Consider the following 24,866-nt stretch of genomic DNA (forward strand, 5'->3'; position numbering starts at 1 on the left):
GAACGTACGGTGAACCCCGAGGGTCAGGAAACCGGGGCGTGGAAACCTGGGTTACGAGACCTTGTGCAGGAACGCCGATGCGTGGGCTTCGAGGGTCTTGCCGTTGGCTGCGACATCCCAGCGCCACAGGAGGTTGCCGTCCACCAAACCGAAGATCCGGGTGGCTGCAGTGTATTCCTTGGAGTGGCTCCCGCGCATCACCATGTCAGTGCTCAGTTGGATCTGGGGTCCCTTGATCTGACCGTAGTAGAGCTCGGTGATGCCACCGGGGTGGGCGATCGAGACTGAGATATCGAAGCCGCCGTCTTTGTTGCGGCGTTCTTCGACTTCGTCTGCCGTCTTGAGCACGGGGACGATGTCGGCCGGAATCAGCCCGGGGCCGCCGTCGCCTTCCTCAAGCTTGCGCTCCAGCGCCCAGAACCCGGTCTCCACCGTCAACGGGCGCAACTTCGCGCCGGCGTCGTCGCTGATCCAGGTTTCGGCCCGGTACTGCAAGTACGGCAGGCCGTTGTGGGTGAAGGAAACATGCTGGACAAAGTGTTCGGAATCCTCGTCGCCGCTGCCGAGCCGACCACGGCCCTCCCACTCACCAATGAGCCAGGAAAGGGGGACGAGTTCGGGCGTCAGATCAGTGGGGATCTCAATAGGCACAACAGTTACCTCGGTTGGGCTGCAGAGTCAGAAGGTTTACTTCTGGCCCTTGAAAAGGCGGTAGACGACGAATCCTGCAAACCACGCCATGGCGACGCTGGCAAGGCCCAGGAGAACGAGGAAGAAGATTTCAAATGCGAGTACAGACATGATGCCATCCTAACCGTTAGTAGATGAGTAGTTTGTCTATGAAGTACGCCAAGGCGCCCACGGCCCAGACAGGGGCGACCCCCATGCCCACCGCTGCCGGGAGGTTCAGCCTCCCCCGCCGAAGAGTGGCCATGCGCCGGAAACACACCAGCACCGAACCCACGGCCACGCCCACCAAGGCAGCGGGCAGTACGGCGATGTCGGAGAAAACGAGGCCCGCAAGGGGACCCATGAGGCCTGCCATAACAACTCCAAGCGGCGCCACGATGCGGTCCGGCCAACGGATGATGCCCACCAGAAGGGCAACAGCCGCACTCAGGCCCGCCACCAGGACCATTTCCTTGACGCCGTTGAACCTGGCGCTGGCTATCCAGCCTGCTCCGAGGCAGTTCAGGAGCACACCGGCACTGCAACCGAGGGTCGACTCCAGGCGCTGGGCCTGGCCCGTACCGCGGACAAGTTGGACGACGAACACGGCCATCACGCCCAGCGCAACAAAAGCCGGTGTCCCCTCAAGGAAGCCGGGGGCCGGAAGGTATGCGGCCGCCACTGCCGAACCGGCACCGGAGAGTCCGATGACGGCTGCCAATGTCTTCTTGGCCGGGACTCCCAGAAAGTGGGGCCAGCCGATGCCCACCGCTGCCGAGGCCGCGACGCCGACCCCCACCATGGCTTCCCGGGAAACGAAGGTGCCGGCCACGATGGCCGCGAGCGCCACGAGTCCAAATACCCCGATACTCCAAGACTTCACTGTGTGCCCGACCTCAATCCGATGCGCCTTCTACGGCCTCTCGACAATCCTGCCCTATACCTGCCCAATATGTCGTAATTGCCCTGCCTGCCCGTCACGAATCCATGTGTCGCAGGGCACTGATGGGTATACTCAGACTTCAACAGCGCACTGTCCTGGCCTCCATCCCGTCACAACGGGGCAAGGGCCGCAAGGCGCTGGGACCGGCCGGGAAACTCCGGCTTCGACGCCCGATGATGCGCGTACAGCCCATTGGAGGAACTATGTCGCACATCCTGCTCCTGACGAACAGCACCGGCTCATCGGTGGACATTCTGCCTGCCTTGGAGTTGTTGAACCACCGTGTGCACATTCTCCCGGCAGAACCGACCGCCTTGCTCGAAACCGATCCCACGGACATCGTCTTCCTTGATGCCCGCAAGGACCTGGTGGGAGCCCGCTCGTTGACGCAACTGCTCAAGGCAACAGGACTAAGCGCTCCCTTGATGTTGATCCTGACAGAGGGCGGCATGGCCGCCGTTTCTTCAGCCTGGGCCGTGGACGACATCGTGCTCGACTCCGCCGGACCGGCCGAGGTGGAAGCCCGCATCAGGCTCGCCATGGCGCGTGCCGTGCCCGGCGAAGAAGAGACCCAAACGGAGATCCGGGCTGCCGGCGTCGTTATCGATGAAGCCAGCTATACCGCGCGCGTCAGCGGCCAGCCGCTGAACCTGACGTTCAAGGAGTTTGAGCTTCTGAAGTACCTGGCGCAGCACCCTGGCCGCGTCTTCACCCGCCAACAGTTGCTGACTGAAGTCTGGGGCTACGACTACTACGGCGGCACGAGGACGGTGGACGTGCACATCCGGCGTCTCCGCGCCAAGCTGGGCGTGGACCACGAAAACCTCATCAGTACGGTCCGCAACGTCGGATACAGGCTTACGCTGGTGCGGCTGCCGGATGACGAACTCTCCGAAGCCTGAGACACAGATTTAACAGTAAAGGCCGGGATCCCCACGGATCCCGGCCTTTATCTTGCTGCATTGGTGGAGGACATACGGGTCGAACGTATCGAGGCCACCCCACTGGTGGATCCCCCCTGTACCCGGCCGAAGCCGAATGAGATAACGACACTACAGCCGTTGGGCCGGGACTTCAAATCACGGGGACAGCCCGGGGCGTATAGCCTTGCATCATGAGTCACGCGCATCCGGAGAACTGGCCCGTACTGATCATCAAAGGCGCTGTGGACGTCGAACTCCTCCACGACTTCAAGAGCCTTACTGCCGCGGCCGAGGAGTCGGACGGTAACCCGCCCCTGTCCGAGCAGACCATGGTCATGCTGCGGGGAGCCGACTCAGGAGACCATTCGGTGCTGTCCTTCGCGCTTTATGCCCCGGACGAGGACTCGGATCCGGCGACGGCCGAAGACCTGGCGGGAATCGCCGTCGTCGTTGAAGCTCCGGACGGAAGCGGCGTGCTGGAGCTTGCCGTCCACCCCAGCTACCGCAACCAGGGCGTGGCCGGGCGGCTTCTGGACGCCCTTCAACAGCAACGGACCCTTGAAGGTTTGAGCGCATGGTCGCACGGCAACCACGAGGCCGCCGCCCAGCTGGCCACCCGCTACAGTTACGGTCCAATGCGGGAGCTGTGGAAGATGCGTCTGATGTCCTCGACGTCCGCATTGCCCGACGCCGGCCTCCCGGACGGAGTTTCGATCCGCGCCTTTGTGCCGGGCCAGGATGAGCAGGCCTGGCTGGCCGCCAACCGCGCCGCCTTTGCCCACCACCCGGAGCAGGGAGCACTGACCCTCGCAGACCTTGAGGCACGCAAGGCCGAAGACTGGTTTGACCCCGAAGGTTTCCTCCTGGCGGTCAACGACGCCGGCGAAGTCCTGGGATTCCACTGGACGAAGGTCCACCCACGGCAGGGAACACACCCGGAAATCGGCGAAGTGTACGTGGTAGGCGTGACCCCGGCCGCGCAGGGTTTGGGGCTCGGCAAGGCCCTCACCGTAGCCGGAATCCGGCATCTCCAGGACAAGGGCCTCCACGCAGTGATGCTGTACGTCGACGCCGACAATCAAGCTGCTGTGGCCCTATACCAGAAACTTGGCTTCGTCCGCTGGGACACCGATGTGATGTACGGTCCGTTAACGAAAAATTAACCGGCTGGGATCGTCGCGGGGAAAGGTGGCGGCTCCATGGATTCGCGTGCCGCGATTGCTTGTAATGTGGGAGACAAACCCAGTCCTGAGCTTAGGAGAGCCCCATGCAGCCGGACCCCGTCGGCATCGCCGGATCCACCTCTAAGGGGGCCACACTGCCCTCACGCTTCGGATCGTCGGAAGTACCGGCCTCGCGGGCCACACAGGACCGCATCGACATCCCCGAATTCGCGCCGAGCCTGGAGCCTGAAGGCGACATCTCCCCGGACCGATTCCTTGACCGTGAGCTTAGCTGGCTTGCCTTCAACTCCCGCGTGCTGGAGCTGGCCGAAGATCCCGATCTGTTCCTGCTGGAGCGGGTCAACTTCCTCTCGATCTTCGCATCCAACCTGGACGAGTTCTTCATGGTCCGCGTGGCGGGCCTCAAACGGCGTATCGCTACCGGGCTTGCGGTGCCTTCACCCGCAGGACTCAGCCCCATCGAGGTGCTGGAACAGATCGGTGAAGAGGCCCACAAGCTGCAGGAACGCCACGCCCGCGTCTTTGCCGAACAGATCCGGCCGGCATTGGCATACGAACACATCCACCTCATGCACTGGGATGAGCTCGATGACGACGCCCGCCATCGGATCAGCGCCATGTTCCAGGAGAAGGTCTTCCCCATCCTGACTCCCCTTGCGGTGGACCCGGCCCACCCGTTCCCCTACATTTCAGGGCTGTCCCTGAATCTGGCAGTGATTGTCAGCAACCCCATCAGCGACAAGGAACTCTTCGCCCGCGTCAAGGTTCCGGACCAGTTGCCGCGCCTCATCTCCGTGGACGGACCCCGCGCCGGCGCCATCCCGGGCCGTGTTGCCAGGTTCATCGCGCTGGAAGAAGTCATCGCTGTCCACTTGGACAAGCTCTTCCCGGGCATGGAAGTCCTGGAACACCACACCTTCCGCGTCACCCGTAACGAGGACCTGGAAGTTGAAGAGGACGACGCCGAGAACCTCCTGCAGGCTCTGGAGAAGGAATTGCTGCGCCGCCGCTTCGGTCCTCCCGTGCGCTTGGAAGTAACCACGGACATCAACCCGAACATCAAGGCCCTGCTCATCCGGGAACTCGGCGTCGAAGAGTCCGAGGTCTACTCCGTGCCCGCGCCGCTGGATCTTCGCGGCTTGTCCGCGATCAGCAGCATTGATCGAGCCGATCTCCATTACCCGAAGCACGTTCCGCACACCTCGCGTTACCTCAACGAGTCCGAGACCTCGAAGGCTGCCAACGTCTTCGCAGCGATGCGGCGCAGGGACATCCTGCTCCACCACCCCTATGACTCCTTCTCGACCTCCGTCCAGGCGTTCCTGGAGCAGGCGGCAGCGGATCCCAAGGTCCAGGCCATCAAGCAGACCCTTTACCGGACGTCGGGCGACTCCCCGATCGTGGATGCCTTGATTGACGCCGCTGAAGCCGGCAAACAGGTCCTGGCCCTCGTGGAAATCAAGGCCCGCTTCGATGAGCAGGCCAACATCTCGTGGGCACGCAAGCTGGAACAGGCCGGGGTCCACGTGGTGTACGGCATTGTTGGCCTCAAAACCCACTGCAAGTTGTCCCTGGTGGTGCGCCAGGAAGTGGATGGCCTGCGCCGCTACTGCCACATCGGTACGGGCAACTACCACCCCCGCACCGCCCGTTACTACGAAGACCTTGGATTGCTGACGGCCAACGAACAGGTGGGCGAGGACCTCTCCAAGCTCTTTAACCAGTTGTCCGGCTATGCACCGAAGTCCACCTTCAAGAGGCTCCTTGTGGCGCCCCGCTCGGTCCGGGCAGGCCTGGTGGACCGGATTGAAACCGAGATCCGCAACGCCCGTGCCGGCATCCCCGGCCTGGTGCAGATCAAGGTCAATTCAATGGTTGACGAGGCCATCATCGACGCCCTCTACCGTGCTTCGCAGGCAGGGGTAAAGGTGGACGTAGTGGTGCGCGGCATCTGCTCCCTGCGCCCTGGTGTTCCGGGACTGAGCGAGAACATCACGGTCAGGTCGATCCTGGGTCGCTTCCTTGAACACTCACGGGTATTCGCCTTCGGCAATGGCGGAGACCCTGTGGTGTACATCGGTTCGGCCGACATGATGCACCGCAACCTGGATCGCCGCGTGGAAGCCCTGGTGCAGCTTGCCAGCAAGGAGGACATCACAACGGTCATGGACCTGATGCGCCGCTATGTGGATGACGGAACTGCCAGCTGGCACCTGGATAACCAAGGACACTGGACCAGGCACCACCTGGATGAGAACGGCAAGCCGCTGTTGGACATGCAGTCCTGGTTGCTGGAGTCGCGTTCACGCCAGCGCGCGTCGGCACGTAGGTAAGGACACAGTTGAACAGCGATACCCCCGTGGAGGATCAGACAGACCACCCCGGCGAGCCGGTGGCCGTCGTGGCCGCCGGCGCCATTCCCTGGCGCGTCAACAAAGGCGCTTTGGAGGTCCTGTTGATCCACCGGCCCCGCTACGACGATTGGTCGTGGCCCAAAGGAAAGCTCGACGCCGGCGAAACAGTACCTGAGTGCGCAGCCCGTGAAGTGTGGGAAGAGATAGGTCTCCGCGCTCCGTTGGGTATCCCGCTGCCTGCCATTCACTACCACGTATCCGCTGGCCTGAAGGTGGTCCACTACTGGGCCGCCAAGGTCAACGGGGAACCGCTCCGTCCCGATGGCAAGGAAGTGGACAGCGTGATGTGGTGCAGCCCGGACCGGGCAGCGTCCTTCCTCAGCAATCCCACGGATGTGAAGCCTCTGGAATATTTGGAGAAGGCCCACGTCCGCGGCGAATTGGACACGTGGCCCCTGATTTTGATCCGTCACGCGAAAGCAAAGCCGAGGTCCTCGTGGACCAAGGCGGAGGGTGACCGCCCCCTGGCCGCTACGGGCCAGCGACAGGCAGTTGCTGTGCAGCGCCTGCTGAATGTCTGGAAGCCGCAGCGTCTGGTCTCCAGCCCTTGGGCACGGTGCGTGGCAACCATCGCCCCGTACGCGAAGGCGTCGGGCGCCAAGGTCAAGCTGGTGGAGGCTCTCACCGAACACCACCACCAGCGCTCCCCCAAGAAGACTGCCGCCGCCATCGAGGCGTTGTTCGACAAACAGCTGCCCATCGCCGTGTGTACCCATCGGCCTGCCCTGCCCACGGCCTTGAAGCAGCTGGGGCAGCACATGCCACAAAACCTGCGCGCGGTCCTGCCCGCGGCCGACCCCTACCTTTCGCCGGGTGAGGTCATTGTGTGCCAGGTAGTGCGGGGATCGGAACGGAAGATTGTTTCAGTGGAACAGGTCAAGCCCTTCGACGACTAAGGCCGACATGGTTGACCCCCGGGTGTTTGTATCAAATACTTGACACATTGATCCGAAGACTTGGGGGGTCTTTACATTGTCTTTTTACTTGCCGCCGCTCCTGATAGTGGGGCCGATAATCGGCGCCGTGCTGGTCTACCTTTTTCTCAGGGTGCAGGTCTGGTCCAAGCCCGATGCCAAGTCCGTGGAATCGCACGGGCTCTGGGTCGGCATCATTGGCTGGATGGCCAGTTCCCTCCAGGGAGCGATGAGCGCGGGCATCCTCAAGGCGAACACGTCGACATCGAACGTACCGACTGCTCCGGATCAGATATTCACGGCCCTCGCTTGGCCCGTCCTTGCGGCCTTGACCGTTCACTCCTTGGGCCAGTGGAGCTATCCGGCACCGAAGGCACCCCGCAGGTACGCCGAGTTGAGGGTCCGCCGGATCAGCGATTTCCTCTCCCGGAAACTTGCCTTCTGGACGGCTGGCATCTTCGTCTACGCCGCCATCGCCATAGGCTCGATCGCGGCACTTCCCGCCTACGCTCCAGTACTTCCCGACACGACACCCCGGCAGTTCCCGGAATACAACACCGGCTACGTTGGGCAGGGACAGGACGGCAGGATCGCGGGTTCGGAACTGGCGGGGTGGCTGGGGGGAGCCCTGCTGGTACTCGCCGTGGGTACGTGGTTGGTTCTGGTGCTCATAGCACGACGCCGCCACCTGGAAACCCTCAGCAGCGAGGACAACCTCACCCTCCGGGCCATAGCAGCAAACCGCCTCCTGCGTACGGTAGCCACCATCGCTGCGGGCCTGGCCAGCATCGCCGGCAACTACGCTGCCCTCCCCGAGCCTGGAGTTGCGTGGCAGTCGTCATGGTTCAACGCGCTGGGCTTCGTCAACATGGCCGTGCTGCTGGTCATGTGGTGGTGGAGGGTGCCCATTCTTCCCTCCCTCCAGGCAGCCCGGAAATCCACCAGTGGCGCCGCTCTTCGCGCCGATCCCCGCACGCACGGCGCAGCGAAACTCAGCGTGTCCCTCGGAGCGGTCCTTGGAGTCGCAGGCGTCTTGCCGCTCCTGACTTTGGTGTTCTGGTTCGGTTTCTTTCCCGTACAAGGCAAAGACTCCCTTGGTCCAACGATCGTCGTCTCCGTGACCGCCGTGCTGGTGTTGCTCGCCATTGCCGCAGGCGAGCTGCTGGTCGCCCGCAATTACGGCGACCCGGCGGCGCCCGTGGCTTGGCCGCGACAGGCAGTATCCAGGGGACTGCTGACATTCGCCATCGCTTCGGCTGCCTTATTCGCCGTAACCATCGTCATGACCGGCGCTGCGCAAGCACTCCTGGTGGGACCACCCTCGTGGCCCACCTACCTCGCCCTCACGTTCGGCGTGGGGCTGGTGGGTGCCGCCGCGATCCTGGCCGCGCGACGTCGTCGCGGACTTCCCGAACCCGGGGAAAGCCGCGGACTTGATGCCGCGCTGCGTGCCATCACGATGTACAGGATCGTCCGGACGCTGGCGGCCTTCTTCCTGGCCCAATCCGCGGTGATGCTGCTTGGAAACGCCGAGGCATGGGGAACGCTCTTCCCGGCGTTCAATCAACTGGGACCGAGTCCTGTGTACATGGCGGGGGTCGTCCTTGCCGTCTTTGCAGTGGTCGTCGCGGTGACGCCGGTCCGGAGCCTTTTCCGTGCCATCCCCCGCAGCAAGCCCGCTCAGACCGCGGAACGCGCCCAGTGACCGCCGGGATCACCATCGACCTCGCGGACCCGGTCCCGCCCTACGAACAGATCCGTAGACAGCTCAGCTCCCTGATCGCCGTCGGGGTCCTGGCACCCGGCAGTCGCCTGCCCACTGTGCGGAGCCTTGCGGCGGACCTCGGGATCGCGGCGGGTACGGTAGCGCGGGCGTACAAGGAACTTGAGCAGTCCGGACTGATTGAATCACGACGCCGGAACGGGACTGTCGTCGTCGGGCCCCCTGCCGTGCAAAACGGCACCGCAGGGGCAGACGCGGAGGTGATTGCCGCCGTCGACCGCTTGATCCGGACCGCGCGGGGCGCGGGTGTGAGCGATGAAACGTTGATTGACCTGCTTCGCGGAAGGTTGGCAAGTAAGCTTGAGCCGTGAGCATCCCCACCCCGTATGAAGACCTCCTGCGCGACGTCATGGCCAACGGCACGCACAAATCCGACCGCACCGGAACCGGAACGCGCAGCGTGTTCGGACGCCAGTTGAGGTTCGATCTCGCCGAAAGCTTCCCGCTCATCACCACCAAGCGGGTCCATTTCAAGTCCGTCGCGGTGGAGCTGCTGTGGTTCCTGCGCGGGGACTCGAACGTGAAGTGGATGCAGGACCAGGGCGTGTCCATCTGGGACGAATGGGCAGATGCGGAAGGCGAGCTCGGTCCCGTTTACGGTGTCCAGTGGCGCAGCTGGCCCACCCCGGACGGCGGCCACATCGACCAGATCTCCGAGGTCATGAAGAGCCTCGCCGCGAACCCCGATTCCCGGCGCCACATTGTCTCCGCGTGGAACGTCTCAGAACTCAAGGACATGGCCCTGCCTCCATGCCACGCGTTCTTTCAGTTCTATGTGGCCGATGGCAAGCTGTCCTGCCAGCTGTACCAGCGCTCCGCCGACACCTTCCTGGGTGTCCCGTTCAACATTGCCTCCTACGCGCTCCTGACGCTCATGGTGGCGCAGCAGCTGGGCCTCGAACCGGGCGAATTTGTGTGGACGGGCGGCGACGTCCACGTTTATGACAACCACGTGGAACAGGTGACCGAGCAGCTCAGCCGCGAGCCGTACGAGTACCCGCAGCTCAAGATCCTCCGCAAGCCCGACTCGATCTTTGACTACGCGCTCGACGACTTCGAAGTGGTCAACTATCGCCACCACCCCACCATCAAGGCGCCGATCGCGGTATGAGCGACTCTTCCTCCAGCCCGGACCAGCTCCCCGGCGTCATCTTCACCCAGGAAACCGCTGCCACTATGACCGGCATCGGCATGATCTGGGCCCAAACCACGTCCGGTGTCATCGGCAAGGACGGCACCATGCCGTGGCAGTTGCCCGAGGACATGAAGCACTTCAGCCAGATCACCACCGGACACCCGGTCATCATGGGGCGTCGGACCTGGGAATCCTTCCCCGCAAAGTACCGTCCCCTCCCGGGCCGGACCAACATCGTGGTGACCCGCAATGAAAAGTGGGCTGAGAGTCCGGAGGCGCAGGGCGCCGTCGTAGTGTCTTCCTTGGACGAGGCCCTGCTGGAATCCCAGTTTGCCCCCGGCGGCCAGAAAGTGTGGATCGTCGGCGGCGGGGAAATCTACCGCCAGTCCATGGGCATCGCCAACATTGCGGTCATCACCATCATCGACACCGATGTGGAAGGTGACACCTACGCACCCGAACTCGGCGATGACTGGACCTTCGACACCGTTGCGCCCGCCGAAGGCTGGCTCACCTCCAAGAACGGCACCAACTACCGGTTCACCACGTGGCGCCGGAACGAAAGCTAGGAAGCATGCTGAAAAAACCCGAAACCCTCTTCGTGCTGGGCTACATGCTGCTGCCGCTCTTCGCACTGCTCTCGGCCATTGTTGGGCTGACCATGATTCTTGGGGGCAACAAGATCGTGGGCATCATCGTCCTGGTTGTTGTCACGCAGGTGTTCACGTTCGGTGCGTTCTTTGCCCTGCGCAAGCGCAAGGCCGCTTTGCTGCAGGAGCACGAGGCACTGCAAGGACCCGACGCCGGCCTCTAGGCTCGCGGCCGAGGGACCAGTTTCATGACCCCACCAGAGCGCCGTCGCGGACACCGAAAGGGATACTACGCGCGGCAGATCGAGGCCGAGGCCGAACGCCAAGGCCTGACAGTTGAAGAGTATGGGGTCTACAAAGGGGACGTCGGCAGTGCCGTCAAACCCATCAACTCAGCGGGCGGACTTCTATTTCTCAGCATCCTGATCTCGCTGATCATGGCGTTTGTAGGCGTACTGATGGTGAAGCTTTTTGTCGATGGCACCGAAGAAATCAATTGGGTACAGATTGTCTTTACCATCGTCGTCGGCCTCTGGCTCGTCCCGACTGCCTGGTTCCTGTATTTCAAGGAACGCAAAGCCTCTCGCCTTCGAAAGCAGAACGGCAAAACCATCGAACTGCCAACCCGCCGTAACACTCCCCGCGACTGAGTCCGCTCAATCGCTGTGGCGAGTGCCGGCGTCGTGCTTTGGGTGCGTGACGTAACCAACAGCGGCAGTCTGCTCCAAAAGTTTAGACTTGGAGAATGACTACAGCAGCTAATCCGTCCGTAGGACTGGTCGGTTGGCGTGGCATGGTCGGCTCCGTCCTGATGCAGCGCATGCAGGAAGAGAACGACTTCGCCAACATCAACCCGGTATTTTTCTCCACCTCGAACGCAGGAGGTGCCGCCCCGTCCTTCGCTGATGGGGCCGGCAAGCTCGAGGATGCGTTCGATATTGAGACGCTTGCCAAGCTGCCGATTATTGTCACCGCCCAGGGCGGCGATTACACCAAGCAGGTCCACAGCGAACTCCGCAGCCGCGGCTGGGACGGTCTCTGGATCGACGCTGCCTCCACCCTGCGCATGAACGACGACTCGATCATCGTGCTGGATCCCATCAACCGCGACGTCATCGACGCCGGGCTGTCCGGCGGCGTGAAGGACTTCATCGGCGGAAACTGTACGGTTTCCTGCATGTTGATGGGCCTTGGCGGCCTCTTCAAGAACAACCTCGTCGAGTGGGGTACGTCCATGACGTACCAGGCCGCTTCCGGCGGCGGCGCGCGCCACATGCGCGAACTCCTGAACCAGTTCGGAACCCTGAACAACGAGGTCAGCAGCGAACTCGAGGATCCGGCATCGGCCATCCTGGAGATCGACCGCAAGGTCCTCGCCACCCAGCGCACCGGCGTTGATGCCACCCAGTTCGGCGTTCCGTTGGCCGGGTCCCTGATTCCGTGGATCGACGCCGACCTCGGCAACGGCCAGTCCAAGGAAGAATGGAAGGCCGGGGTCGAGACCAACAAGATCCTTGGCACGTCCAAGGGAACCCCGGGCAAGGAGCACATCGCCATGGACGGACTCTGTGTCCGCATCGGCGCCATGCGTTCGCACTCGCAGGCGCTGACCCTGAAGCTTCGCGAAGACCTGTCCGTCACGGAGATCGAGAACCTCCTGGCCAAGGACAACGAGTGGGCCAAGGTTGTGCCCAACACCAAGGAAGCTTCCATGGCGGACCTGACCCCGGTTGCAGCTTCCGGCACCCTGGACATCCCGGTTGGCCGTATCCGCAAGCTCGAAATGGGTCCGGAGTACATCAGTGCCTTCACCGTAGGCGACCAGCTCCTGTGGGGTGCAGCCGAACCGCTTCGCCGCATGCTCAACATTGTGACGGGCAAGCTCTAACCCAGGCATTTTCACGTCCCTAACCCGCTGTTCCGTTGCTGCCCTGCAACGGAACAGCGGGTTTTCGACGTTCTGGCCTCGACAAGGCAGTCTTCACTTGCCGTTCCACTTCCCACGGCCTGCCGAGGTCCTGCCACTCGATGCGGATAACGTCCCAGCTTAATGCTTTGAGTGCTTTCTCACGTCTCCGTTCCTGAAAGACCACCTCGTCAGTGGGCGTATAGTCGAAGTACTTGGTGCGGCCGTCGAACTCGAGAATGACTTTGCTGTCGGGCCATCCGAAGTCTCCGCGGTAGCGACCGATGGGGGTATCGACTTCGAGCTGAAGCACGGCTTCCGGGATTCCCACCCTCTCCAAAAGAGCACGCGTCCGGGTCTCGCCCACGGATTCGGAACGGCCATCCATTGCGTCCAGCACCCGCCGCAAGCGTCGAGCGCCTCTCGTGATCCGGCCCCCGTCCACATAAGCCTGAATCAACACCGGATCCGCCCCTCTGCGAAGGGCTTGGTCTGCGACCACCAGTGCCCCTTCGAATTCCAGGGTCCGGGCACAATCGACGACAGTGCGCTCCAGGCTCGACACTCTTGCGCGTCGCCCCCAAGGAGTCAGGATCTCAACAATCTCGGCAGCTTCCAGCGCTCCCCCATGTGCCTGTACATCCTCCCCGGAACTTGCCTGGGCCGGCGAGAACGGCGTGGTGACGTGCACCAGGGGCCCACCATCCCACGGTGCGCATCCATGCAGGCGCGCGGCACTGGCATGGCTGTAGAGACTGGCCGAGCGCGAACTAAGCTGGTGTGCTTGGATTCTCAGCAGGTCCTGCTCCCAGGGAGGTCGGCGACGCCAGTCTGAGCTTCGGGCGTATGCGCCCCGTCTTACCCGAATAAGCTTGCCGGAGCGCACACCCGCTGTCAGCACGCGGTCGCCCAAGCCTTTTCCTGCGAGTTCCGACGTAACAGCAGTGGTGCTGTCAGGCCAATTGGCGGCTATTAGTGCGTCGCGGCCCCGCACCATCGTCGTTGGGCTACAACGTAAAAGCGGGCCGACAACGACTTTGACCCGCAGCGGGGAGTCAGCCGGTCATGAACTTCAGATACGCACGGCCCTGGGCCTGGAAGGACCGCTCCGCCGCCGGGCCCAACGTCCCCGCGAACGGCTCAGGCCCGACTCCGATGGTCTTGCCACTCACCGTCCTGGTCCACGTCCCGATAACCTCGCCCCCGGAGACGATGATCCGCTTGAATACCCCGTTCTTTCCAGGCACCACGAGCTCGGCGAATTCAGGATCCAGGACCAAGCTGCGGTCCTGGTAGCCCAGCAGGTACTCGTCGAACCCGGGCAGAGCCAGCAACGAGCGCGAGCCGGGAACGCCGTCGTCGAGTATTGCCGCTGACTCGGGCGAGAGCCAATAGCCGGCACCGCCGAACTGCAGCTCAATCAGGCGGTCACGGACCGCATCGAGGGCGGCGCGGGCCTCCGTCAGGGGAATCTGGCTCCACCAGGAGAAATCCTTCACCGTCGCCGGCCCCCGGCTCCTGACGTACCGGAAGAGCAACTCGGCGATGCCTTCCTCCCGGCCAAGGTCCCGGGACTCCGGGATCCATTCATCCAACGGTACGAAGAGTTGCTGCACCCCGATCTTCCCGTTGGAGACCGCCATCGGCCCCTGGACCAGCCACGCGCGTTGGCAGAGGCTCCCGAGCAAGTGAATGCCGCGCTGCGCCTTGGTGGGCTGGCCGGCTTCCTCGAAGGCCTGGAAGAGCTGCTCCCGGGTCGCACCCGGCGCACCCTCCGCCTTGAGGACTTCGGTGGTCTTGAAAGCAATGTCCCGGCAGTGGGCGATGTCATCGGGGCTGATGGAGAGCTCGCGGTGGCGCCCCGCCACGGCGTTCATCAGCCGTCCACTGGTGATACCCAAAATCCAGCGGAGGTCCTCCGGGGCCAGCAGATGCAGGGTGCCCCGCATCGGCCACGATCGGACCACCGTCCCGGCATCGAGTGCGGCGCGCACATCCGAGGCAGCGATGCCGGGTACCCGCTGGCCTACCGCCCATAATGCCGAGCCGAGATCCTGCGCCTGCAGGGCCGTCATCCAGCGGACGGCCTGGGGAACAGTGGAGAAACCGCCTCCCAACAAGCCTTGGCTGGCGAGCCGCAATCGGCCCAGGACGCGCGGAGTAACGGGTGCAGGCATGCTTCATCCTAAGAGCAGCAACAAGCACAGGGAACCTTGCCGCGCCTCCCAGCCGTCACCCAGCAGCGGCTCCTAGGATGATTCCATGCTTTTTGGTGATCTTGCTCCGTTTGTGCGGCCGCTCAGCCGGTGGTTGGCTACCGCCGGTTGGTTCTGCACGCTCGTCGGGCTTGGCTCCGGGCTGATAGTAGCGGTTGGAACCGGCGTAAGCCTCTCCCCTTCGATGCAAGCCATCCAGACTGTCAGCTTAATCGCGACTGCGGCTGCAGCATTGCTGATCGGGACCGGTGCGGCCAGCCAGCCCCTCTCCGATCGCCCTGACGATGCCCCCGAGCCGTGGTACTACCCTGCGGCCGCAGCCCAGGTCCGCAGCTTCCTGCTGGGAGCCATCGTGTTGCTCCTGGGGCTGGTTGGCTTCGCCACCGCAGGCTTGTTCATGCCCAGTGGGCCGTCGCCGCAGAGCATCGCGTTCAGCCAGATCTTTTTGTTGGGATCTGTCAGCTGCGGACTCACGTTCCTGCTGCTGAACAAGGTGCTCCCGATCGCCGAACGCAGGACCCGCTAAGCGCGTGCGGCAGTTGGCTACAGGCTGACGCCGATCAGCAGAGGCTCCGGGTGCAGCTCAATACCAAAACGTTCGACGACGCCGGCCCTCACCTCACGCGCGATGGCCACCATGTCCGCAGCCGACGCCGAGCCCCTGTTGGTAATGGCAAGGGTGTGCTTGGTGGACAGGGAAGCACGGCCGCCTGAAACGCTGGACTCCTCCAGGCCGAAGCCCTTCCCGAAGCCGGCTTGGTCGATCAACCATGCCGCGGAGAGTTTCACCAAACCGTCCGATCCCGCGGGATACCGGGGAGCATTCTCGGGGAGTTCCGCGGCGCGCCCGGCGGGGACGATGGGGTTGGTGAAGAAGGATCCCGTGGAGAATGTGTCGCGGTCGGCGGCATCAAGGACCATGCCCTTGGATGCCCGGAGCCAGAGAACTTCACGGCGGACATCGTTGGAGTAGGCACGCTTTCCGGCCTCGACACCCAGGGTTCGCGCCAACTCGGCGTAGCGGATCGGGGCACTCATGCGGCCCAGCGGCAGCTGGAATTCCACTGTCAGCACCACGTACCGCGGGGATCCTTCAACAGTGGTTTGCTTCAGGATTGAATCCCGGTAGCCGAACTTCAACTCCGAATTGGTGAAGGTCTGGACGGCGTTGCGCTCCCTGTCCCACGTCCGCACGGCGGCAATGGTTTGTGAAACGTCTGCCCCGTAGGCTCCGACATTTTGTACGGGGGTAGCTCCCGTGGCGCCCGGAATGCCGGACAAAGCTTCCAGGCCCGACCACGCATGCAGCACGGAGTACTCCACCAACGCATCCCAGTTGTGGCCCGCCTGGACCACCACGGAGACACCTCCGCAGCTGTCCTCGGAGTTCACGGTGAAACCTTCGGAAGCAATCTTCAGGACGGTACCCGGGTAGCCGTCATCGGAGATCAACAGATTGGACCCTCCGCCGATGATCAGGAGTTTCTCCCCCGCGGCGTCGGCCGAGCGGACGGCGTCGATGATTTCTGCTTCGGTGCGGGCTTCAACATAGTTCCCTGCGGGGCCGCCGACGGCAGCTGTGGTCAATTCTGAAAGAAGCATCTGGGTCACCAATCAAGCCTAACGGGATTCGCTGGACTCCATGGACGCTGCCTTCTGCTTGCCGGCCAAAGGTGCCAGGAAGAAGCTGACCACCAGCAGGACCAGGGGCGCCAGCAGGGAATGGAGGATGCCGAAATGCTCGGCCAACAGCCCGAGGAGTGGCGGCCCGCACAGGAACGCGCCGTATCCAATGGTGGACACCACGGAGACACGGGCGGCTGCATGAACGGGATCATCGGCCGCGGCCGACATACCCACCGGGAAGCCCAGCGAAGCGCCCAGTCCCCACACCGCCAACGCCACGAAGGCAAGCCAAGGAACCGGGGAAAATACGAAAAGCGCAAGACCAACGACGGCGGTGGCGGAGCACCAGCGCATCACCCGTACGCGCCCGAACCGGTCGAGGACCACCGTCCCCGTGAACCGCCCGACAGTCATGAACGTGACAAACACGCCATAACCCACAGCGCCCGCCGCGTCGCTTTGCCCGTGCCCATCGGCCAGCGCCAAAGCCACCCAGTCTCCCGCAGCGCCTTCTGCCAAGGCCAAGCCAAGGACCAAGACACCGATCAGAAGGGTCCGGCGGTCACGCCAGGCGAGGGCGACAAGCCGCTTGTTGTCCAGCGGTGGGGCGGTCTCTGCCCCGGCCCCGGAGGGTTGGACGCTGACAATGGGCAGCGGTCCCGTAGACGGGTCCTGGAAGGTGTCCGTCTCACGGGGCTTGTAAGGTGCGGCAGCGGGGGCAGACTTTTCCGCACGGAACCAGAAACTTGCTGTGACCACCGAGGACGCAACCACTACGCCCACCACCAGGAAGTGCCAGAAGACAGGCATGTCCACTGCGGCTGCCCATGCCCCGAATCCTGCGGCGGCCACGGTTCCCAAGCTGAAGGCCCCATGCAAGTGCGGCATGATGTGCCGTTCCAGCCCGCGTTCGAGTGCCGCGCCTTCCACGTTGGATGCCGTGTTCCAACTCGCAGTACCCAGCCCAAGAACCACCAGTCCTGCGGCAACAACGAGCGGGCTGGCAGCGATCGAGGCCCCAATGCCAACGATGACCAGGCCCGCCCCCACCATGCAACTGCCGATCCTCGTGGTCAGTTTGGGACCGAGCCGCAGCACGATGAGCCCCGAAGCCGAAATCGAAATGAAGGACGCAACAGTCATGCACATCAGCAACAGGCCGATGCCGCCCGGGGTCAGGTCCAGGCCATCACGGATCGCCGGCAACCGGGACACCCAGGTGGCAAAGGCGACCCCGCTGGCGGCATAGGAAGCAAGAACAGCGACGCGCCACCGCAACATTTCCGTCGCAGTCGCCCGCCGCTGTGCGTCGTTTGCTTGGCTCAAGAGACCTTCACAACCGCCTGCGACTTCATGAGGACTTTCTGCCCGGCAGCCACCACGGTGAGGTCGATACGGGCGGTGCGGGCATCGGCGTCGAGCGCTCCCACCACGCCGGTGACATCAATAACAGCACCTGCTTCGTCGGTGCCGGTGGTGTCGGTGACTACTACGGGCTTGGTGAAGCGGGTCTGGTAGTCGACGACGGCGGCTGGGTCGCCTGCCCAGTCGCTCACCAGCTGCACGGCCGCACCCATGGTGAACATGCCGTGGGCGATGACGCCCGGGAGTTCCACGGACGTCGCAAAGGCCTCGTTCCAGTGGATGGGGTTGAAGTCGCCGGAAGCTCCTGCGTACTTCACAAGGTCCTGGCGGGTGACGTCAATGCTGCGCGTGCCAATTTCCTGGCCCACGCTCAGTTCTTCGAATGAGTGGCTCATGGTTACTGTCCCTCTCCGCGGACCAGGATGGACGAGGTTGTGGTGGCGACTTTTTCGCCTGCCTCCGTGGAAATCTCGGAGCGCGTGGTGATCATGGCTCCCCCGCCCATGGCCCGGACGCCGTCGACGTGGAGTTCGGCCACCAGGCGGTCCCCGGCAACGATGGCGCGGTGGTGGGTGAACCGCTGATCGGCGTGGACCACGCGGGAAAAGTCGATGCCCGACTCAGGGTCTTCAACCAGTTGTGCATCAGCGCGCTGGGCAATGATGATGGCGAACGTTGGGGGTGCGACGAGGTCGCTGTGGCCGAGGGCTTTGGCTGCCTCAACATCGAAGTGCGCCGGGTTGCTGGCCTTCACGGCCTTGGCGAACTCGCGGATTTTTTCACGGCCGACGTCGTATACCTCTGCGGCAGGGTAGCTTCGGCCCTGCAGGTCCGGATTGATACTCATGCACCAACCCTATCGGGCACCGGCCGTGCAGGAAGAGCGGAACTCCGGGGCGCCTACTTCTTGTAGCTCTTGCGGATCTTCTGGCCCCGAACCACCAGTCCTGTGACGTGGAGGATCAGTCCGACGCCGATCACGGGCAAGGACGCCACCGCCAGCGCCTGGTTGCCGGTGGTGTTCCCAAGGATGGACAGGATGAGTCCGACGGCGATCAGCCCCATGGCACTGAAGACCAGCACTTTATAGGCGGTTGAGGCGGTGGCCCAGAATTGTTCAAGCACCGTCCAAGTCTACCGGGGCTCTAGAACAACGAATCCTGCAGTGCCGGGATCTCCGTGGTGTGGGGCCCGAATTCGATCCGCCGCCCTTTCAGGGCACCGAGGTCGGCCACAAAGGTACCTTCTACCTCATTGCCCCCGGCGTCGGGCAAGCCTGCCAAGGCGATGGCCCCCGATAGTGAGTGGACCCGCAAACCGTGCCCGCCGCCGTCGAACGCGGCCGGGTACGGATGGCGGATGGCGCCGGACGGCCGGGCGCTGCACAGCTGGTGGGCCAACTCAGGCCGCTCCCACTCCTCCTCCACAACGGTGAACCCCGTCATGGCCAGACCCGACAGCAATTCACGCACGTCGGCGGCATGCTTCCGGTTGATGCCCTGGAGTTCGACGCCGGCACGCGGCTCCACGAGCGATGCCACCTTTGCTGCCGAACGGACCTGCTGGACGAGGCCAAGGTCCCGGGTTACGAGGTCCTCGAGCAATCGGACGACACGGCCGTCTTCAGCGCGTGAAACATAGGAAGCATGGACGGCGCCCTGTTCCGCCAGGCGATTCCATTTGCGCTGGGCCGAAGCAGTACCAACTTTGCTGGCACCGTTGGCGAAGGTGGCCACGTAGAGCCAGTGCGGCTGCATGAGATAAGACCGGAGCCCCGGTGGCACGGAGCCGCCGCGGTGGAAGTCGTGCATGAGCCGGGAGTCGTCCCGCGCGAAGCAGGCACCGCACTGTTTGCCACGTTCGGCAGGAGAACTGCCGGGACAGGGAACATGTGTCCTGTCGCCGGGACCATGCACCTTGACGTGGCCGAGGCACCACAAACCGGGCATAACACGCAGGCCCAGGGATGAACCCTGGGCCAACGCAACATCAGTAAATTCCCCATCCGGGGTGTGGAGCCGCAACGCCGGGGATGATGAGTCCCACGCGACTCCGTGGACCAGCACGGAGCCTCTTACAGGGAAGGCTGGACCCCGAAGGCCACGGCGAGCTTCATGATCTTCTCCGCACGGCCCAGGCGCGGCAGGTCGGAGCCGTCGCGGATGACGCGGCCGTTGGCTTCGAAGTCGTTCATGAAGTCGGTGGCCCAGGCGACGTCGGACGGCGTGGGGCTGATGACCTCGTTGATAACCGTGGTCTGGTCGATGGCCAGGCACAGCTTGCCGGTCATACCCATGGTCACGGTGATGCCCGTCTGCTCGCGCAGGATCGGGTGGTTGGTGCCGACGGTGGGTCCATCGATGGGTCCCGGGAGGTTGCCTACGCGGCTGGCGACAACCAGCTTGGCGCGCGGGTACGCCATGGCTTCAGGGGTTGCGGCCATGCCGGTGTCGCGGCGGAAGTCACCGGAACCGAAGGCCAGGCGGAAGGCACCCTGTGCGCGGGCGATGTGGTTCGCTTCCTCGATGCCGAGGGCGGATTCCACCAAAGCAACCACGGGAGTCTTGCCGTCCATGCGGTGGTACGACTCAGTGACCTGGTCCGCGGATTCGGTCTTGGCGAGCATGACGCCCAGGAGCCCCGGAGTACCGCGCAGGCCGGCGAGGTCATCGGCCCAGAAATCGCTGGTGGCATCGTTGATACGGACCCAGGCCTGGCCGCCGCCGGCGAGCCAGTTCACGACGTTTTCGCGGGCAGCGTCCTTCTGGGACGGGTCCACGGCGTCTTCGATGTCAAGGATGATGGCGTCAGCACGCGAAGCCGCAGATTCGTCAAAAAGCTCCGTCTTCATGGCATTCACGAGAAGCCAGGAACGGGCGATATCAGCAGGAATATTGCGGGTGGGCCGAATGGATTCGGCGGCGATGCTAGACGTCATGTATCTACCGTATCCGCCCTGCCGCCCGCAAGGCCAAGAATTCGCGTTCCTTGTGAGGATCAATACGAACTAAACGCCATATGACTGTGGAGTCCCGCAGTATGAAGGCCCGACGGCGGTACACGCCAGTCATGAACGGCCCGCCTGACGCTGTTGTTCACGCGGCTCAACACGGCGTCTTTGAGTCGCCCGGTTGCCGGGAATGGCTCAGGATTTCGTCCCGTTTCGGGCTGTTTCGCAGCGTTTCCGGGCGTTACCGCGCTACTTCCCAGCCGCCGTCGTCATGGGCTTTCATCGTTCCCAAGCCGTTGCACAGCTCGCCAAGTACTTGCCGCAGCGGATCACCCCAACCCACTCCAATCCATCGAAAGTAGCTCCCATGAAACTGCATCTGCCCCTCCTGAGCGTCGCGGCCGCCGTCGTACTAGCGCTGACGGTGAGCGGCTGCGGCGGTGCAGCCGAAGCCGGACAAAGCGGTCAGCCAGGCAACGAGGTCAAGGAACTTCGGTACCAAGGCTCGGCCAACAACGTGACCTTCCCCGAACTGGCAGCGGACCTCGGCTACCTGGGCGACCTGAAGCTGAACTGGGTGGGAAACACCACCAGCGGCCCCCAGGACATCCAGTCCGCAGCCACCAACCAGACGGACTTCGGCGGCGCCTTCTCCGGCGCGGTGGTGAAGCTGATCGAGGCCGGAGCCCCGGTGAAGGGCGTCGTGAACTACTACGGTTCGGACGAGAAGACCTTCAGCGGCTACTACGTCAAGGCAGACAGCGACATCAAAGGTCCCAAGGACCTGATCGGCAAGAAGATCGCGGTCAACACCTTGGGCGCCCACCATGAGGCTGTCATCAATACCTGGCTGACCAAGAACGGCCTGAGCCAGGACGAGATCAAGCAGGTCCAGCTGGTTCCCCTGGCTCCCAACGACACCGAGGAAGCGATCCGCCGCGGCCAGGTGGATGCCGGAACGCTCGGCGGGGTCCTGCAGGACCGTGCCGTTGAAGCCGGCGGACTGCGCTCCTTGTTCAGCGACGTCCAGCTGTTCGGCAACTTCGCAGGCGGGCAGATCGTGCTCCGCAACGACTTCATCGAGAAGAACCCGAACACCACCCGCACCTTCACCACCGGCGTTGCCAAAGCGATCAAGTGGGCAGCTGAAACACCGCGTGAGGAAGTCATTGCCCGCTTCACCAAGATCATCGAAAGCCGTGGCCGCAACGAGAGCACGGCCAATCTGAAGTTCTGGAAGAGCCCTGGCGTACCGGACACGGGCGTGATCCAGGACAAGGACTTCACCCGGTGGGAGGCCTGGCTGAACTCGGCCGGAATCGTCAAGGACAAGCTGACCGCGTCCAAGTACTACACCAACGACTTCAACGATCTCGCGAAGAAGGGATGACCATGACAGCGAAGATCAGCCTCAGGAATGTCACCAAAAAGTTCACGGTCCGGGCTACCAAGTCCACCCCCGCCACGACGCTGACTGCAATCGACTCCCTCAGCCTGGATGTCCGCGACGGCGAATTCCTCACCTTGGTGGGGCCCAGTGGTTCGGGGAAGACAACGCTCCTGGACCTGCTTGCCGGGCTTTCCACGCCCACCTCCGGCGAGGTATTGGTGGACGGCAAGCCGGTAACAGGACCTGGCAAAGACCGGGCCGTGGTTTTCCAGCAGTACGCCTTGTTCCCCTGGCGGACGGCTTCGGCCAACGTCTCCATCGGACTCGAGGGTGTGGGCGCGGACGGCAGGAAGCTGACCCGCCGCGAGCGCGCCGCGAAAGCCAAGGAGTACCTGGCGCTGGTGGGCCTCGCGGGCTTCGAGGACCGCTACCCGCACGAGCTCTCGGGCGGCATGAAGCAGCGCGTAGCCATCGCCCGCAGCTTGGCGTACGAGCCCGATGTGCTGCTGATGGACGAGCCGTTTGCGGCCTTGGATGCCCAGACCCGCGAGCAGTTGCAGGACGAGCTCCTCAGGATCTGGAAGGCCACCGGCAAGACCATCGTCTTCATCACGCACGGCATCGATGAAGCCGTGTACTTGGGCCAGCGCGTTGCGGTCCTTAGTGCCCGCCCGGGCCGGCTCAAGGAAATCGTGGACATCGATATCCCGGACCGTGACGGCGATGAGGACATCCGCTCCAACCCTGCGTTCGTAGAGCACCGGCACCAGGTGTGGACCCTGCTTCACGACGAAGTCCGCCGGGCACAGGACGCCGGACACCGCAAGATCCTCCCGGACGGCAGTGCCCCCGACGAACCAGCAACCATCCCTGAAAGGAGCGCAGCCTGATGACCACCACCCTCGCACAGGCAGAAACCGCCGCGTCCGCACCCCAGCGGACAACCGCCGTCGAGCCTACCGTTTCACAAGTACCCACGGCGGAACGTACGACGCCGGCCCCCGGCCTCGTGCGCCGCGTCACCTCGGCTGTGGGTTCGGGCGTGTGGAAGTCCGCCGCCATCCTTGCCTTCCTGCTGCTGTGGGAGCTCGGGCCGACGTACTTGGCCAGCCCCTCCACCCGGGTATTCCTTCCGCCGCTGCATGAAGTGCTTCTGGCATGGGGCAAGCTGTTCGAAGCCGGGACCATCCAAGGCCACATCGCGGCGAGCCTGACCCGTTCGGTGGCCGGTTTCGGGGCGGCCCTGGTGGCTGGTGTATCGCTGGGCTTGCTGATTGCCTGGTACGGACGGCTGAACTCGGTCCTGAACCCGCTGCTGGAACTGTTCCGCAACACCGCCGCCCTTGCCCTGCTTCCGGTCTTCACGCTGCTGCTGGGTATCGGTGAGGAATCCAAGATCAGCATCGTGGCGTACGCTGCGTTCTTCCCGGTGCTGCTCAACACGATCGCCGGCGTGAAGACCGTTGATCCGTTGCTGATCCGGGCCGCGCGTTCGCTGGGCCTGAACAGCTTCCGACTGTTCCAGAAGGTCATCCTGCCCTCGGCGGTTCCGACCATCTTCACCGGCATCCGCATGGCGGGCACCGCGTCCATCCTGGTCTTGATCGCCGCCGAAATGGTCGGCGCCAAGGCCGGACTCGGCTACCTGATCGTGAACGCGCAGAGCAGCTTCCTCATCCCGGACATGTACGCAGGCATCCTCACGGTCTCCCTGCTGGGGCTTGGAGTGAACTTCCTGCTGGTCGGCCTGGAACGGCACTTCTCCCGCTGGCGGACCGCCGTTGGTTCTGCCGCTTCCTAAGTTTCACCCGTGGCGATCCAGCCACACCCATCACTGAAAGAAAAGGAAAAACAATGACTGTCATTACCGAAACCAAGCTCGAATTCGCCAAGCTGGGCTCCCGCATCGGCGCCGAGATCCGCGGATTGGACATCAGCGGCGACCTGAGCGAGGACACGGTTGCCCAGATCCGTGCCGCGCTCAACGAACACAAAGCACTGGTGTTCCGTGAGGCCAACATCCTCACGGACGAAGCCCAGGTGAAGTTCGCTTCGCACTTCGGCCCCCTGACCAAGGCGCACCCCACCGTGGCATCGGTGGAGGGTGAAGAGAACGTCCTTCCCGTGGACAGTGAGAACGGCTCGGCCAACAACTGGCACACGGATGTCACGTTCGTGGTGAACCCGCCCCAGGCTTCGACCCTGCGCAGCATCGACCTGCCTGCGTACGGCGGCGAGACGCTGATCGCTTCTTCGGCCGGCGCCTACCAGGACCTTCCGGAGGAATTGCGCAACTTCGCGGACACCCTGTGGGCCATCCACACCAACGACTACGACTACTCGGTGCCAAAGAACCTGGAGCACGCCAACGCCGAGGAACGCCGCAAGGAGTTCACCCGCTTGAAGTTTGAGACCGCCCACCCGGTGGTCCGCGTGCACCCGCTGACCGGCGAGCGCGGGCTGTTCATTGGCGGCTTCGCGCAGCGTCTTCGGATCGTGGGGCTTTCCAACACCGAGTCGAAGGACATCATCCGTCTGCTGCAGGCCTACGTGACCCGTCCGGAGAACGTGGTCCGTGTGAACTGGGAGCCCAACCAGGTGGTGCTGTTCGACAACCGGATCACCCAGCACTACGCTCCGGACAACTACGACGGCCAGCCGCGCAAGCTCAACCGCGTGACCATCGCCGGCGACATCCCCGTGGGTGTGGAGGGGAAGCCGAGCCAGGCACTCCAGGGTGATTCCAGCACCTACTCCGTGGTCGCTGAACTGTCCTAGGGGGTCTTATGTGTTGCTGTTGTAACCCAACTGAGTCGCAGTAGATGTCGTTTTGAGCGTTGATTACGACAAGAACTGCG

At 63.5% G+C, this 24,866-nt stretch carries 27 protein-coding genes; 16 read left to right on the top strand and 11 right to left on the bottom strand.

Features of this window, described 5'->3' with window-relative positions; translation table 11 throughout:
- Nucleotides 1–51: 51 nt before the first annotated feature.
- Both ACFVSI_RS16100 and ACFVSI_RS16105 read right to left on the bottom strand, forming a co-directional pair.
- A complete protein-coding gene (locus ACFVSI_RS16100; protein ID WP_018776715.1) occupies nucleotides 52–651 on the bottom strand; it encodes an FABP family protein in 600 nt (199 codons plus the stop codon).
- A 166-nt stretch (nucleotides 652–817) separates the two neighbouring features.
- The gene (locus ACFVSI_RS16105; RefSeq protein ID WP_387825687.1) at nucleotides 818–1,552 is read right to left on the bottom strand and encodes a permease; all 735 of its coding nucleotides are present in this window, start codon (nucleotides 1,550–1,552) and stop codon (nucleotides 818–820) included.
- Between the two features lie 263 nt (nucleotides 1,553–1,815).
- On the opposite strand from ACFVSI_RS16105, the gene ACFVSI_RS16110 reads away from it, so the two are divergent.
- From ACFVSI_RS16110 to asd, 11 genes are all read left to right on the top strand, one after another.
- The gene (locus tag ACFVSI_RS16110; RefSeq protein ID WP_018776718.1) at nucleotides 1,816–2,514 is read left to right on the top strand and encodes a response regulator transcription factor; all 699 of its coding nucleotides are present in this window, start codon (nucleotides 1,816–1,818) and stop codon (nucleotides 2,512–2,514) included.
- A gap of 212 nt (nucleotides 2,515–2,726) precedes the next feature.
- A complete protein-coding gene (gene mshD, locus ACFVSI_RS16115) occupies nucleotides 2,727–3,698 on the top strand; it encodes a mycothiol synthase (protein ID WP_387825690.1) in 972 nt (323 codons plus the stop codon).
- Between the two features lie 104 nt (nucleotides 3,699–3,802).
- Nucleotides 3,803–6,052 carry an RNA degradosome polyphosphate kinase gene (locus ACFVSI_RS16120; protein WP_387825692.1) on the top strand — a complete coding sequence of 750 codons (2,250 nt, stop codon included), beginning with the start codon at nucleotides 3,803–3,805 and terminating at the stop codon, nucleotides 6,050–6,052.
- An 8-nt stretch (nucleotides 6,053–6,060) separates the two neighbouring features.
- Entirely contained in the window at nucleotides 6,061–7,029 is a 969-nt protein-coding gene (locus ACFVSI_RS16125) for an NUDIX domain-containing protein (RefSeq protein ID WP_387825695.1), read from the top strand.
- A 127-nt stretch (nucleotides 7,030–7,156) separates the two neighbouring features.
- A complete protein-coding gene (locus tag ACFVSI_RS16130) occupies nucleotides 7,157–8,752 on the top strand; it encodes a hypothetical protein (protein WP_387825698.1) in 1,596 nt (531 codons plus the stop codon).
- Nucleotides 8,749–9,141 (top strand): GntR family transcriptional regulator, encoded by a 393-nt coding sequence (locus tag ACFVSI_RS16135; protein ID WP_387825701.1) that lies wholly within the window; start codon nucleotides 8,749–8,751, stop codon nucleotides 9,139–9,141. The genes ACFVSI_RS16130 and ACFVSI_RS16135 overlap by 4 nt, the downstream gene beginning before the upstream one ends.
- Nucleotides 9,138–9,941: a thymidylate synthase gene (locus ACFVSI_RS16140; RefSeq protein WP_387825704.1), complete on the top strand. Its 804-nt coding sequence runs from the start codon at nucleotides 9,138–9,140 to the stop codon at nucleotides 9,939–9,941. The genes ACFVSI_RS16135 and ACFVSI_RS16140 overlap by 4 nt, the downstream gene beginning before the upstream one ends.
- Nucleotides 9,938–10,534 carry a dihydrofolate reductase gene (locus ACFVSI_RS16145; RefSeq protein ID WP_387825707.1) on the top strand — a complete coding sequence of 199 codons (597 nt, stop codon included), beginning with the start codon at nucleotides 9,938–9,940 and terminating at the stop codon, nucleotides 10,532–10,534. The genes ACFVSI_RS16140 and ACFVSI_RS16145 overlap by 4 nt, the downstream gene beginning before the upstream one ends.
- Before the next feature lie 5 nt (nucleotides 10,535–10,539).
- Nucleotides 10,540–10,779, top strand: coding sequence for an NF038396 family protein (locus ACFVSI_RS16150; RefSeq protein WP_144659380.1), 240 nt, complete (start codon nucleotides 10,540–10,542; stop codon nucleotides 10,777–10,779).
- 24 nt (nucleotides 10,780–10,803) lie between these two features.
- Nucleotides 10,804–11,205 carry a hypothetical protein gene (locus tag ACFVSI_RS16155; protein ID WP_387825709.1) on the top strand — a complete coding sequence of 134 codons (402 nt, stop codon included), beginning with the start codon at nucleotides 10,804–10,806 and terminating at the stop codon, nucleotides 11,203–11,205.
- Nucleotides 11,206–11,300: 95 nt separating this feature from the next.
- On the top strand, nucleotides 11,301–12,443 hold the full coding sequence (gene asd, locus ACFVSI_RS16160; protein ID WP_144659378.1) for an aspartate-semialdehyde dehydrogenase: 1,143 nt from the start codon (nucleotides 11,301–11,303) through the stop codon (nucleotides 12,441–12,443).
- 19 nt (nucleotides 12,444–12,462) lie between these two features.
- On the opposite strand, the gene ACFVSI_RS16165 is transcribed toward asd, so the two are convergent.
- Nucleotides 12,463–13,152: a hypothetical protein gene (locus tag ACFVSI_RS16165; protein WP_387825712.1), complete on the bottom strand. Its 690-nt coding sequence runs from the start codon at nucleotides 13,150–13,152 to the stop codon at nucleotides 12,463–12,465.
- A 364-nt stretch (nucleotides 13,153–13,516) separates the two neighbouring features.
- Nucleotides 13,517–14,638, bottom strand: a complete 1,122-nt coding sequence (locus tag ACFVSI_RS16170; protein WP_387825715.1) for a winged helix DNA-binding domain-containing protein — start codon at nucleotides 14,636–14,638, stop codon at nucleotides 13,517–13,519.
- Nucleotides 14,639–14,723: 85 nt separating this feature from the next.
- Between ACFVSI_RS16170 and ACFVSI_RS16175 the strand changes: the two genes are divergently transcribed.
- On the top strand, nucleotides 14,724–15,203 hold the full coding sequence (locus ACFVSI_RS16175) for a hypothetical protein (RefSeq protein WP_387825718.1): 480 nt from the start codon (nucleotides 14,724–14,726) through the stop codon (nucleotides 15,201–15,203).
- Between the two features lie 17 nt (nucleotides 15,204–15,220).
- Here ACFVSI_RS16175 and ACFVSI_RS16180 read toward each other — a convergent pair whose 3' ends face one another.
- The 7 genes from ACFVSI_RS16180 to ACFVSI_RS16210 are packed head-to-tail and all read right to left on the bottom strand — an operon-like array spanning nucleotide 15,221 to nucleotide 20,606.
- Nucleotides 15,221–16,288: a UDP-N-acetylmuramate dehydrogenase gene (locus ACFVSI_RS16180; RefSeq protein ID WP_387825721.1), complete on the bottom strand. Its 1,068-nt coding sequence runs from the start codon at nucleotides 16,286–16,288 to the stop codon at nucleotides 15,221–15,223.
- A gap of 9 nt (nucleotides 16,289–16,297) precedes the next feature.
- Complete coding sequence (locus ACFVSI_RS16185; protein ID WP_387825824.1) at nucleotides 16,298–17,584, bottom strand: MFS transporter; 1,287 nt, start codon at nucleotides 17,582–17,584, stop codon at nucleotides 16,298–16,300.
- A 41-nt stretch (nucleotides 17,585–17,625) separates the two neighbouring features.
- Entirely contained in the window at nucleotides 17,626–18,063 is a 438-nt protein-coding gene (locus ACFVSI_RS16190; RefSeq protein ID WP_262275653.1) for a MaoC family dehydratase, read from the bottom strand.
- Between the two features lie 2 nt (nucleotides 18,064–18,065).
- Nucleotides 18,066–18,515, bottom strand: a complete 450-nt coding sequence (locus ACFVSI_RS16195; protein ID WP_144659372.1) for a MaoC family dehydratase N-terminal domain-containing protein — start codon at nucleotides 18,513–18,515, stop codon at nucleotides 18,066–18,068.
- A gap of 53 nt (nucleotides 18,516–18,568) precedes the next feature.
- Nucleotides 18,569–18,793: a DUF3188 domain-containing protein gene (locus ACFVSI_RS16200; protein WP_144659371.1), complete on the bottom strand. Its 225-nt coding sequence runs from the start codon at nucleotides 18,791–18,793 to the stop codon at nucleotides 18,569–18,571.
- Nucleotides 18,794–18,813: 20 nt separating this feature from the next.
- Complete coding sequence (locus ACFVSI_RS16205) at nucleotides 18,814–19,734, bottom strand: DUF2797 domain-containing protein (RefSeq protein ID WP_387825725.1); 921 nt, start codon at nucleotides 19,732–19,734, stop codon at nucleotides 18,814–18,816.
- An 8-nt stretch (nucleotides 19,735–19,742) separates the two neighbouring features.
- Entirely contained in the window at nucleotides 19,743–20,606 is an 864-nt protein-coding gene (locus ACFVSI_RS16210) for a CoA ester lyase (protein WP_144659369.1), read from the bottom strand.
- A 379-nt stretch (nucleotides 20,607–20,985) separates the two neighbouring features.
- Between ACFVSI_RS16210 and ACFVSI_RS16215 the strand changes: the two genes are divergently transcribed.
- The 4 genes from ACFVSI_RS16215 to ACFVSI_RS16230 are packed head-to-tail and all read left to right on the top strand — an operon-like array spanning nucleotide 20,986 to nucleotide 24,786.
- A complete protein-coding gene (locus tag ACFVSI_RS16215) occupies nucleotides 20,986–22,008 on the top strand; it encodes an ABC transporter substrate-binding protein (RefSeq protein WP_387825729.1) in 1,023 nt (340 codons plus the stop codon).
- Nucleotides 22,009–22,010: 2 nt separating this feature from the next.
- Nucleotides 22,011–22,898, top strand: coding sequence for an ABC transporter ATP-binding protein (locus ACFVSI_RS16220; protein ID WP_387825732.1), 888 nt, complete (start codon nucleotides 22,011–22,013; stop codon nucleotides 22,896–22,898).
- A complete protein-coding gene (locus tag ACFVSI_RS16225) occupies nucleotides 22,898–23,809 on the top strand; it encodes an ABC transporter permease (protein ID WP_387825735.1) in 912 nt (303 codons plus the stop codon). The genes ACFVSI_RS16220 and ACFVSI_RS16225 overlap by 1 nt, the downstream gene beginning before the upstream one ends.
- 53 nt (nucleotides 23,810–23,862) lie before the next feature.
- Nucleotides 23,863–24,786, top strand: coding sequence for a TauD/TfdA dioxygenase family protein (locus tag ACFVSI_RS16230; protein WP_387825738.1), 924 nt, complete (start codon nucleotides 23,863–23,865; stop codon nucleotides 24,784–24,786).
- Nucleotides 24,787–24,866: the final 80 nt, after the last annotated feature.

Origin of the sequence: Paenarthrobacter sp. NPDC057981 (genome assembly GCF_042886835.1) — a bacterium.
GTDB lineage: Bacteria > Actinomycetota > Actinomycetes > Actinomycetales > Micrococcaceae > Arthrobacter.